The following is a 10,475-nucleotide window of genomic DNA, read 5'->3' on the forward strand; positions in this document are numbered from 1 at the left end:
TCGCGTGCGGGATCGACGGTGACCATCAGGACTTGAACGCGCTTGGCGTCATCGCCGAGCTTCTGGAGCGCCTGCGATAACTCAGCCATTGTGGTGGGACATACGTCCGGGCAATGCGTATAGCCGAAGAACAGCACGACCGCCTTGCCCTTGAAGTCGGCCATTGTGCGGGTCTTGCCAGTTGTATCAGGTAACGAGAAATCGCTGCCGAACTGCGTGTTGCCAGTAATGTCGAGATTCGTGAATGCCGGCTTGCTGTCGCACGCGGCGAGCAATACGGCAGCGAATGCCAATCCCATCCAGACAACGATCCCGCGAACTGAAAACTTCATACGCCGATCACCGTCCGCACGTAATGATCCACGAGCAGTGCGCCGAACAGCAGCGACAGATACACGATGGAGAACCGGAAGGTCTTGCGCGCGAGAGCATCGGAGTAATCACGATAAATCTTCCACGCATACCCGAGGAACATGCCGCCGAGCACAACGGCGGATGCGAGATATAGCACGCCGCTCATGCCCGAAATGAAGGGCATCATGGTCACGGCAAAGAGGATCACGGAGTACAGCAGGATGTGCAGGCGCGTGTATTTCTCGCCGTGCGTGTTGGGCAACATCGGCAAGCCGGCGTTCTCGTAGTCCTTCCTTCGGTATAGCGCGAGCGCCCAGAAATGCGGCGGCGTCCATACGAAGATGATCAGCACGAGAATCCAGGCGTCGCCGGGAACATGACCCGTCACCGCTGCCCAGCCGAGCGCCGGCGGCATGGCGCCGGAAGCCCCGCCGATCACGATATTTTGCGGCGTGGCCGGCTTCAGCAAACACGTATAGATCACCGCATAGCCCACGAACGTGGCGATGGTCAGCCACATGGTGAGCGCATTCGTGAACGTGTAGAGCGTCCACATCCCGGCTGCACCGAGCACCGCCGAAAACAGCAGGATCTGCGCAGCCGTGATTTCGCCACGCGCCGACGGACGCCATGCGGTGCGGCGCATCATGGCATCGATTTTTTGTTCCATCAGGCAGTTGATGGCAAACGCGGCGCCGGCCAGCAGCCAGATGCCGACCGTTCCGCCGATCAACACAGTCCAGGGCACCATGCCGGGCGTCGACAAGAACATGCCGATGACCGCGCAGAACACCGCAAGCTGCGTGACGCGCGGCTTGGTCAGCGCAATGTATTGCGAGAGGCGGCTACCGGAGGGAGAAATCAGTGTGGTGCTGTCCATAGAAACTCACGGAGCTTGGCGCGGGAATGATGCGGATACCGCGTCCAGCGAGGCGGTGGCGGACGATCCCGCAGCGGGACTCAGGGCGTGGCCGTGGCGGCTGGAAGAGATCCGAAAGTTTATCATAACGAGCAGTAGCAGCAGGATGGCCGCACCACCGTTGTGCGCCACCGCGACAGGCAGCGGCCATTGCAACAGGATGTTCGAGAGGCCGGTCAGGAACTGCACGACGATCACGAACATTACGCCGTTTGCGGGCTTTCTCAATGACTCAAATCGACGCAGCTTCGCAGCGAGCCACAGCAGATACAGCACCACGACGACCGCAAACGTACGATGCGTCCAGTGGATTGCGACCAGTGCGTCCTGCGAGATGACATCGCCGTCGCCGGTCATGCCGAGCGCGCGCCACAGATGAAAGCCGTGCTCGAAGTTCATCGGCGGAATCCAGGCGCCGTTGCATAGCGGGAAGTCCGTGCAGGCGAGTACTGCGTAGTTCGTGCTGACCCAGCCGCCCAGTGCGATCTGCACGATCAGCAACAGTAAACCCACGAGCGCCGCTGGAAGCCAGCGGGCGGCGGCAGGGTTTATCGATGGGATCGGCGTCTGGCGCGCCGCCAGCCAGCCGAGCGAGCCTAGCAACGCGAGCCCGAGCAGCAAGTGAATGGTCACGATCACCGGCTGCAGCTTCATGGTGACCGTCCACGCGCCGAACGCGCCCTGCACCACGATCAGCAGCAAGATGGAAGTTGGCCACCACGGAGAGACGTGCAACGGGCGACGTTTCAGACGCGCCGTCCACGCAATGATCACCTGCGCGATGATCAACACGCCGATCGCCATCGCGAAATAGCGATGAATCATTTCAATCCACGCCTTGCCGATACTTACCGGCCCGGTGGGCATCGCCTGGTGCGCCGCCGTGATTGCGGCATGCGCAATAAAAGGCGACGACGTGCCGTAGCAACCCGGCCAGTCGGGACAGCCGAGGCCGGAGTCCGTGAGGCGGGTGAAGCCGCCGAACATCACGAGATCGAGTGTCAGGAAGGTGGTCAGCCAGACGAGCTTGCTAAATTTATTGTCGTCGGCTTTCACCCACACATAAGAAAGCGGCAACAACGCAATGCAAATGCCGATCAAGCCAAGTTGTAAAACGTAAGTCATGCCTGCATGGCCCCTTTTGTCTCAACCAATCCGCGACCACTTCAGCAGCTTCGCCAGATCCGCCTTGATCTTTTCCGGCTGCGGATCCTTCGGGAAACGCATCATCAGGTTGCCGTTTGGATCGACGAGAAAGATGTGATCGGTGAGTTGCGAATCCGCGCCTGCCGGCAGCCACGCGGCCACAGCTTTCGGATCAGCGATGAGCATGCGCGTGTCCGGCTGCGGATACGCCGTCCGGATCACCGAGGACACGGGTTTGTCATCGGTACGCAGCCATACGTTGACCACGCGCTCACGTTCAGCCGACTGCAGCGCGCGAACCTGGCGCATGAAGTAGAGACGGGTGACGCACTTTTCGTCGCAATCGCCGCCGTTGACCGTGACCATCAGCCACTTGCCGCGCAAGGCGGAGAGCGGCATCGGCTTGCCTTGTTCGTCGGTGACGACGAGTTGATCGGGAATCGGGCGCTGCGGTTCGACCAGCGCGCCATAGCTCGTCGTGCCGCCCGTCGGCTTGACGACGTAGTACATGAAATACGACGCAAGCACCGGCGCCGCGCACACGAACGCGAGCAACAGCAACATCCAGCGCCCCTTGTTCCACGAACCGGGCGTGCGTTCCTGTTGCTGCGCCCGCGCTTTGTTCACAGCGGACGGCGAAGGACGGGGAGTTTGCATGGACAAAATGTTGCCTCTATTTGTTGGTCGCTTGGTTCGGTTTGCGTAGCGTCTTTAAATCTTCTGGTCGAGCGGCTGTGCCGGAAGATCCTTCGACTCGTCTTTCTTCGCGGCCCGTCGCGCGGCATACAGGCCGAATCCGAGCGCCGCGGCCGCCATGCCCCACCACTGGAGCATGTAACCGTAATTCGTATCGACACCCATGGTGGGCGCCGGCCAGTCCCGCACCAGCTTGTCACCGGTGTTGTTCGATTGCTGGATCACGAACGGTTGCAGCGGCAAGCCGGTCTCGGTGGCGTAGGCGGCGACACTCAGGTTCTGTCGAATCTTCAGTTTCGCATCCGATCCGCCGCGCCCGAGCTCGAACGCCTGCGATGCATTTGCGCGCGCAATCCCCTCGATGTCCACTTCGCCGCCAGGCGTGAGATACGGTTCGATACCCGTACGGTCCGCCAGATTCCGTGGCAGCCAGCCGCGGTTCACTAACACCACGCCGCCATCGTCGAGCTTGAGCGGCATCACCACATAAAACCCCGGCTGGTCCTGGTAGGGCCGATTATCCAGATAGACCACCTGATCGGGCAGGAACGTGCCGCGCGCCTGCACGCGATGAAACTCGACATCCTTCAGGGCCATTGGCGCTGCGCTCACACGTTGCGCCGGAGCGTTCTCGAACGCGACGATCCTCGCATTGAGCTGCTCTTTCTGATGCGCACGATCGCGCTGCCAGAAGCCCAGACGCACCGTCACCGCCATCACGATCAGGATGATCAGCGCCGGCCAGAAGCGGATCTTCATACCGCGACCGCCGTATGTGCACCGATGAAACTTTCAACTCGCACGCGGCACATTACCTGCGATGCGATAATCGAGGAATCGAACTTCATAGGCCAACTGGCTGTCTTCATGCACATATTCGTTGCCATCGCATTCATTCTCATCATCGCGAGCCTGGGTTCGGCGCTGTACTTCATGATGACCGACAAGGGCAAGAGCAAGCGCATGGTGTGGTCCCTCGCCATGCGAGTCGGGCTGTCGATCTCGTTGTTTCTCTTCATCCTGTTCGCGCACTGGATGGGCTGGATTCAGTCTACCGGTATCCCGCTCGGCCGCTGATCGCGCATCAGTAAAGTGTTGGGCTCGAACTCCGCGCGATTTTCCGCGATCCAGCGCCTGACCGTGCAATCCGTGCTGCGACAAAACGGCACATCGCAAAAACGCAAAACGCCGCCCGAATCAGGTCGAGGCGGCGCTTTTCAAAGCATCTTCTTCAATCGACTTCAGACTATCTGGCGAAGGGTCCGTACTGATTGGCACGTTCCTTCGTAGTTCGCGCTTACAACCAATAGACGACCACGTACAACCCGAGCCAGACCACGTCCACGAAGTGCCAGTACCACGCGGCGCCTTCGAAAGCGAAGTGATGGTCCGCGGTGAAGTGTCCGCGGATTACACGCACGAGAACCACCGTCAGCATGGTGCCGCCGAGGAAAACGTGGAAGCCGTGAAAGCCGGTCAGCAGGAAGAACGTCGAGCCATAAACGCCGGACGCCAGCGTCAGGTTCAATTCGTTGTAGGCATGGAAATATTCGTAGCCCTGGCAGAACAGGAACATCACGCCAAGGCCAACGGTCGCAGCCAGCCAGATAATCGTTTTCTTACGATGATTCTCGCGCAGCGCATGGTGAGCGACAGTCAGCGTCGCGCCCGAGCTCAGCAGCAGTGCGGTGTTGATCGTCGGCAGCGGCCACGGGGTCATGGAACGGAAATGGGAGATCAGCGCAGCCGGGCCGTTGTTCGGCCATACCGCGGTGAAATCCGGCCAGATCAGCTTGTAATCCAGGCTGCCGAGTTCGTGCAGCGCGATCTGCCGTGCGTAGAACAACGCGCCGAAGAACGCACCAAAGAACATGACTTCGGAAAAGATGAACCAGCTCATGCTCCAGCGGTACGACAGATCGACATTCTTGCCGTACATCCCGCCTTCCGATTCCCCGATGGAATCGCCAAACCAGTGCCACAGCGTATAAAGCAGCCAAAGCAGGCCGATAACAAAGCCGATCGGCCCCCACGGTTCACCATTCACCCACGACGCCAGCGAAGCCATCGAAATCAAAAGACCAGTGGCGGCCATGATTGGATGCTTCGACGGGTGCGGGACGAAATAGTACGGGCTTTCGTTTTGACCGCTCATTATTGATTCTCCACTTCGATCCAGTTGCTTGAATTTTTTCTGCCTCGGGCGCCGCACCACGCGGTCCCACCAGCTTTATCCCACTACTGCCCGCACCACCACCAGCAACACGACGATAAACAGCACTGCCCCTATGACGCCCGCCGCGATCAGATGCAGCGGATTCAGGGACGCATCGCTTTCGAGGTCGCGGCGACGGCGCACACCGAAGAACGACCAGAAAACCGCCTTCAGCAACCGGAGAAAACTGCTCTTCGGAACCGGCTTTTGTATCTCGACCATCATGCTTCTCCGCCGCTTTACACGACTTGTGGACTACATCGCCGCGCATCCTTGCCTCGCGGGCTGCCTTGAAGGTAACCGCTTCAGGTACCGCTGCGTGACACCGTCGCCGGCGCGGTCAACTCAAAGAACGTGTATGACAACGTGATCGTTTTCACATCCTTCGGCAGCTTCGGGTCCACCACGAACACCACGGGCATGCGTCGGGTCTCGTTCGGCTTCAACGTTTGCTGCGTAAAACAAAAGCACTCGATCTTCTTGAAGTACTCGGTGGCCTGCATTGGCGCGTAGCTAGGAATGGCTTGCGCCTGAACCGTACGGCCCTGCTGGTTGGTCACCTCGTACATCACCGTCATCACTTCGCCGGGATGCACGTCGAGCGAGTTCTGCTCAGGCTTGAATTGCAACGGGCCGCGCGCATTGGCATCGAATTCGATGGCGATCTTGCGGCTCGTGTCGACCTGCGTGTTCTTCGCTTCCCGCGCGCCGACGTCGCGCTGCACAAGGTTGTTGATGCCGGTGATCGAGCAGATCGCACGGTACATGGGCACCAGCGCGAAACCGAAACCAAACATGGCGGCCGCGACGACGATCAGCTTGAACATCATCGAGCGATTGAACGCGCGGTCTTCCTTTACCTCTTGAGGCGTAGACACGTTGCTCCCTAGCCTCTCGAACGCACGTACTGGTCGACGACCACGGCCAGGAAAAACACCGCGGCTACCGCCAGCAGGATAAATCCGAGCCGCTTGTTGCCCGCGCGGACTTCGGCGGGCGTTCGTTGCTTCTGTGAATTACGGGTCATCCGATCAGACTTTATTCCGCTAGTCATGCATTCGCTGTCAGTGCTGCTGGTTTGGCCGGTGCGCGCCGCTTCTGCGGGACGCACCGCCAAAAAACTTACTCGACCTGCGGCGGACGCTCGAACGTATGGAACGGAGCCGGGCTCGGCACGGTCCACTCCAGTCCTTCAGCGCCGTCCCACGGCTTGTCTTCCGCCTTCACCAGATCGCCACCGCCGCGATACGTCGGCAATGCGACAGCGAACAGGAAGTACACCTGAGCCAGGCCGAAACCGAACGCGCCAATCGTTGCGATCTGGTTGAAGTCCGTGAACTGCGCCGGGTAATCCGCATAACGACGCGGCATGCCGGCGAGGCCCAGGAAGTGCATCGGGAAGAACGTGATGTTGAAGAAGATCATCGACGCCCAGAAATGGATCTTGCCGCGCGTCTCGTTGTACATCCAGCCCGTCCATTTCGGCGCCCAGTAATACCAGCCCGAGAACAGCGCGAACAGGGAGCCGGCCACGAGCACGTAGTGGAAGTGCGCCACCACGTAGTAAGTGCCGTGCATCTGGATATCGAGCGGCGCCATGGACAGGATCAGGCCCGTGAAACCGCCCATGGTGAACACGAACAGGAAGCCGATCGCGAAGATCATTGGCGTTTCGAAGCTCAACGCACCGCGCCACATGGTGGCAACCCAGTTGAACACCTTTACGCCTGTCGGCACGGCGATCAGCATGGTCGCGTACATGAAGAACAACTGGCCCGTCACCGGCATGCCGGTCGCGAACATGTGGTGCGCCCAGACCATGAACGACAGGATCGCAATGGAGGCCGTTGCATACACCATCGAGCTATAGCCGAACAGCGGCTTGCGCGAGAACGCCGGAATCACCTGCGATACGATCCCGAACGCCGGCAAGATCATGATGTACACCTCGGGATGCCCGAAGAACCAGAAGATGTGCTGGTACATCACCGGATCGCCGCCGCCCGCCGCGTTGAAGAACGACGTGCCGAAATGGCGATCGAACAGCACCATGGTGATCGCGCCTGCCAGAACCGGCATCACGGCAATCAGCAGGTACGCGGTGATCAGCCAGGTCCAGCAGAACATCGGCATCTTCATGAGCGTCATGCCGGGCGCGCGCATGTTCAGGATCGTCACGACGATATTGATACCGCCCATGATCGACGACGCACCCATCAGGTGGATCGCGAAAATGGCGAAGTCCATGCCCGGGCCCATTTGCGTGGACAACGGCGCGTACAGCGTCCAGCCGGCAGCAGTCGCGCCGCCGGGAACGAAGAACGACGTGATCAGCAGGATGGCGGCAACCGGCAGCAGCCAGAAGCTGAAGTTGTTCATGCGCGCGAACGCCATGTCCGACGCACCGATCTGCAGCGGGATCATCCAGTTCGCGAAGCCGACGAACGCCGGCATGATCGCGCCGAACACCATGATCAGCCCGTGCATGGTGGTCAACTGGTTGAAGAACTCGGGACGCATGATCTGCAAGCCGGGCTCAAAGAGCTCGGCGCGGATCATCAGCGCCATCACGCCCCCGGAGAGGAACATGATGAACGAGAACAACAGGTACAACGTACCGATGTCCTTGTGGTTGGTCGCGAACAGCCAGCGACGCCAGCCGTAAGGCAGCTCGTGCGCGTGCTCGTCGTGCTCATGACCGTGATCATGAGCGTGGCCGTGTTCGTGGCCCGCGGTTACATCGTGTCCGATGCTCGACATGACAATCTCCTAAAGCGAATACTGCGGCACTTGGGCGATACGCTACGCCTGCTTTCTTTCAGAAGGAAGCGGGACGTTTGGATACGTACGTCAAGCAGCCGGACTGATCTCCACACGCCGTGCTTCTCTCGCGTCAGCACCGCCCGTGATCGTTTCCGGCTTCTTCAAAATGATGCGGTCTTCCGCAATGCCCGCGGCCTTCAACGCGTCGCGAACGGCTTGCGCGCGAGTCTTCGCCAAGTCGGCGTTGATCGCGGCAGAACCGGTTGCGTCGGTGAAACCCGACAACGTGAACTTTGCGTCCGGATGCGCCTTCGCGTAATCAGCGGCGGCCGTGACGGCTGCTGCTGCGTCGGCGGGCAACGCGCTCTTGCCCGTTTCGAAATAAACGCTGGCGGGAAGTCCGGCCGATTGAGCCGCGCTATCCGAAGCCGGCGCCGATGCTGCCGGCGCCGCGCTGGCCGCCGCATCGGAACCCGCCGCCGGCGCAGCAGCGCCCGCTGCTGCCAGATGGTCGCCGCCTTCCGGCATCTTGCCGTTGCGTGCATCGGCGACTTGCTTCGGCTGGAGAATGTCGCCCGTGTGGTTACCCCACGTGTTGCGTTCGTACGTGATCACCGAAGCGATCTCGACGTCATTCAATGTCGCGCTCCAGTTCGGCATTGCGCCCTTGCCCTTCAGCACGATGCTCACGTGCTCGGCAATCGGACCGTTCGCGATCTTGCTGCCGTCGAGTGCCGGAAACTGACCCGCGCCCTTGCCCGTAGGCTGGTGGCAGACCGCGCAGTTCGACGTGTAAACCTTTTCGCCGCGCGCCTTCAGTTCGTCCATGGTGTAGGTCTTGTTCGGATCGTCGGCGCTGGCGGCCATTTTCTTCTTCTGGCCATCGACCCACTTGTTGTAGTCGTCAGCAGACAGCACTTCGACCACGACCGGCATGTAAGCGTGTTCCTTGCCGCACAGCTCGGTACAGAAGCCGCGGAACGTACCGATCTTCTCGGCCTTGAACCACGTGTCGCGCACGAAGCCGGGGATTGCGTCCTGCTTCACGCCGAATGCCGGGACATACCATGAGTGAACAACGTCATTGGCGGTCGTGATGATGCGAATTTTCTTGTCGACAGGAACCACGAGCGGATTGTCGACTTCCTGCAGATACAGCTCGCCGATCGGCTCTTGTCCATTGACCTGGCTGCGCGGCGTGGTGAGCGTGGACAGGAAATTGATGCCTTCGCCCGGGCCCTTCACATAGTCATAGCCCCATTTCCACTGATAACCGGTCACTTTCACGGTCAGGTCGGCGTTGGTGGTGTCCTTCATGGCAACCACGGCCTTGGTGGCCGGCAGCGCCATCAGCACGACGATCACGAACGGAACGATCGTCCAGATGATTTCGACGGTGGTGCTCTCGTGGAAATTCGACGCCTTGTGCCCCTTTGACTTGCGGTGCATCAGGACGGAATAGAACATCACGCCGAACACGCCGATAAAAATCACCGTGCAGATGATCAGCATGAACGTATGGAGGCCGTAGAGCTCCTCGGCGATCTTCGTCACGGGCGTCTGGAAGTTGAGTTCGTTCACTCCAGGACCGCCGGGAACGTCACTGACCGCCAGGGCTGCGCCGGCGAACAGGAGTCCGCTTAACGCCAGCACGCCCGAGAGGGCTCGCTTGATTGTTTTCATAGCTTCCTTACCCAAAATTTCCATTCAGACCCTCGACCCCCGTTTGCATCCGCCCGACTCATGCATCGCTCCCCCCGGAAACGACCTACCCGGTGACGCGTGTCAGTTGCAGCGCATCAGCCATGTGCGCAACTCGACGGCAAACTGCTTGCGCCGGTACTGTGCCAGATGAATCCCGACAGGCACCGACTGGCCCCGCGACACTAGCTTGACCGGATCTCTCGGCCTCGCTCCCGGTTCCACCCGAACCCAGCGCGGATTGAATTCCACCTGCGTCAGGGTTTCGGCGTCCATGCGTTCAATCACAAGCCGGTCGTGAAACAGCAGGATCCGCTCGTAATCGACAGCATGGCGCGCGTAGATGACGAACGCGATACCGACCGCCAGCAACTCGATACCCGTAAAAGGCAGCACCAGCCAAGCGCCTGCCCACACCAGCAAACTCGCGATCAGCAGCGAAAACAGCGCCAGCGATACATAAAACGCTACGAACTGGCGCGGCGAGACAGAACAGTTCCGCTTGAACAACCAGTCCTTCACGACTGGCTCGGAGTCCATCAGCAGATCGGTTGCTTGCATCGCCGTCTCCCGCTTCAGAGTTGTCTCACCCGCGCTCTCGCCAAGTGCCAAGCCCTGTTCATTTAATGCTCACCCGCCGCCATGAAGGGGGGTACGCCATGATTGGATTGCGCGTCGTCG

13 protein-coding genes are annotated in these 10,475 nt (G+C 60.1%); 1 reads left to right on the forward strand and 12 read right to left on the reverse strand.

Annotated features, from left to right (window positions below):
- The 5 genes from ACFFAR_RS14175 to ACFFAR_RS14195 all read right to left on the reverse strand — a co-directional run.
- The coding region (locus ACFFAR_RS14175) for an SCO family protein (protein WP_375508029.1) at positions 1-332 on the reverse strand (332 nt) is incomplete at its 3' end.
- Positions 329-1,234 (reverse strand): heme o synthase, encoded by a 906-nt coding sequence (gene cyoE / locus ACFFAR_RS14180; RefSeq protein WP_061998339.1) that lies wholly within the window; start codon positions 1,232-1,234, stop codon positions 329-331. The genes cyoE and ACFFAR_RS14175, both read right to left, overlap by 4 nt.
- Before the next feature lie 6 nt (positions 1,235-1,240).
- Entirely contained in the window at positions 1,241-2,398 is a 1,158-nt protein-coding gene (locus ACFFAR_RS14185; RefSeq protein WP_062168855.1) for a heme A synthase, read from the reverse strand.
- A gap of 21 nt (positions 2,399-2,419) precedes the next feature.
- Complete coding sequence (locus ACFFAR_RS14190) at positions 2,420-3,082, reverse strand: SCO family protein (RefSeq protein ID WP_375508030.1); 663 nt, start codon at positions 3,080-3,082, stop codon at positions 2,420-2,422.
- 48 nt (positions 3,083-3,130) lie between these two features.
- Positions 3,131-3,874 carry an SURF1 family protein gene (locus tag ACFFAR_RS14195; RefSeq protein ID WP_375508031.1) on the reverse strand — a complete coding sequence of 248 codons (744 nt, stop codon included), beginning with the start codon at positions 3,872-3,874 and terminating at the stop codon, positions 3,131-3,133.
- Between the two features lie 108 nt (positions 3,875-3,982).
- On the opposite strand from ACFFAR_RS14195, the gene ACFFAR_RS14200 reads away from it, so the two are divergent.
- Positions 3,983-4,192 (forward strand): twin transmembrane helix small protein, encoded by a 210-nt coding sequence (locus ACFFAR_RS14200; RefSeq protein WP_060817322.1) that lies wholly within the window; start codon positions 3,983-3,985, stop codon positions 4,190-4,192.
- Positions 4,193-4,412: 220 nt separating this feature from the next.
- On the opposite strand, the gene ACFFAR_RS14205 is transcribed toward ACFFAR_RS14200, so the two are convergent.
- From ACFFAR_RS14205 to ACFFAR_RS14235, 7 genes are all read right to left on the reverse strand, one after another.
- Positions 4,413-5,270 (reverse strand): cytochrome c oxidase subunit 3, encoded by an 858-nt coding sequence (locus tag ACFFAR_RS14205; protein WP_061998335.1) that lies wholly within the window; start codon positions 5,268-5,270, stop codon positions 4,413-4,415.
- A 75-nt stretch (positions 5,271-5,345) separates the two neighbouring features.
- Positions 5,346-5,552 carry a DUF2970 domain-containing protein gene (locus ACFFAR_RS14210; RefSeq protein ID WP_062168849.1) on the reverse strand — a complete coding sequence of 69 codons (207 nt, stop codon included), beginning with the start codon at positions 5,550-5,552 and terminating at the stop codon, positions 5,346-5,348.
- Positions 5,553-5,635: 83 nt separating this feature from the next.
- Positions 5,636-6,208, reverse strand: coding sequence for a cytochrome c oxidase assembly protein (locus tag ACFFAR_RS14215; RefSeq protein WP_082771355.1), 573 nt, complete (start codon positions 6,206-6,208; stop codon positions 5,636-5,638).
- An 8-nt stretch (positions 6,209-6,216) separates the two neighbouring features.
- Complete coding sequence (locus ACFFAR_RS14220; protein WP_086383990.1) at positions 6,217-6,357, reverse strand: cytochrome oxidase small assembly protein; 141 nt, start codon at positions 6,355-6,357, stop codon at positions 6,217-6,219.
- A gap of 95 nt (positions 6,358-6,452) precedes the next feature.
- Positions 6,453-8,090, reverse strand: coding sequence for a cytochrome c oxidase subunit I (ctaD, locus tag ACFFAR_RS14225; RefSeq protein ID WP_061998332.1), 1,638 nt, complete (start codon positions 8,088-8,090; stop codon positions 6,453-6,455).
- Between the two features lie 90 nt (positions 8,091-8,180).
- A complete protein-coding gene (gene coxB / locus ACFFAR_RS14230) occupies positions 8,181-9,800 on the reverse strand; it encodes a cytochrome c oxidase subunit II (RefSeq protein ID WP_075359309.1) in 1,620 nt (539 codons plus the stop codon).
- A 78-nt stretch (positions 9,801-9,878) separates the two neighbouring features.
- Positions 9,879-10,355, reverse strand: a complete 477-nt coding sequence (locus ACFFAR_RS14235) for a DUF2244 domain-containing protein (RefSeq protein ID WP_075359340.1) — start codon at positions 10,353-10,355, stop codon at positions 9,879-9,881.
- Positions 10,356-10,475 lie beyond the last annotated feature (120 nt).

The sequence above is a fragment of the uncultured Caballeronia sp. genome (assembly GCF_964243625.1).
Taxonomy (GTDB): Bacteria; Pseudomonadota; Gammaproteobacteria; order Burkholderiales; family Burkholderiaceae; genus Caballeronia.

Coding starts and splice junctions, on each gene's coding strand:
- cyoE (WP_061998339.1), bottom strand. CDS start 1,234: ATGGACAGCACCACACTGATTTCTCCCTCCGGTAGCCGCCTCTCGCAA.
- ACFFAR_RS14185 (WP_062168855.1), bottom strand. CDS start 2,398: ATGACTTACGTTTTACAACTTGGCTTGATCGGCATTTGCATTGCGTTG.
- ACFFAR_RS14195 (WP_375508031.1), bottom strand. CDS start 3,874: ATGAAGATCCGCTTCTGGCCGGCGCTGATCATCCTGATCGTGATGGCG.
- ACFFAR_RS14200 (WP_060817322.1), top strand. CDS start 3,983: ATGCACATATTCGTTGCCATCGCATTCATTCTCATCATCGCGAGCCTG.
- ACFFAR_RS14205 (WP_061998335.1), bottom strand. CDS start 5,270: ATGAGCGGTCAAAACGAAAGCCCGTACTATTTCGTCCCGCACCCGTCG.
- ACFFAR_RS14210 (WP_062168849.1), bottom strand. CDS start 5,552: ATGGTCGAGATACAAAAGCCGGTTCCGAAGAGCAGTTTTCTCCGGTTG.
- ACFFAR_RS14220 (WP_086383990.1), bottom strand. CDS start 6,357: ATGACCCGTAATTCACAGAAGCAACGAACGCCCGCCGAAGTCCGCGCG.
- ctaD (WP_061998332.1), bottom strand. CDS start 8,090: ATGTCGAGCATCGGACACGATGTAACCGCGGGCCACGAACACGGCCAC.
- coxB (WP_075359309.1), bottom strand. CDS start 9,800: ATGGAAATTTTGGGTAAGGAAGCTATGAAAACAATCAAGCGAGCCCTC.
- ACFFAR_RS14235 (WP_075359340.1), bottom strand. CDS start 10,355: ATGCAAGCAACCGATCTGCTGATGGACTCCGAGCCAGTCGTGAAGGAC.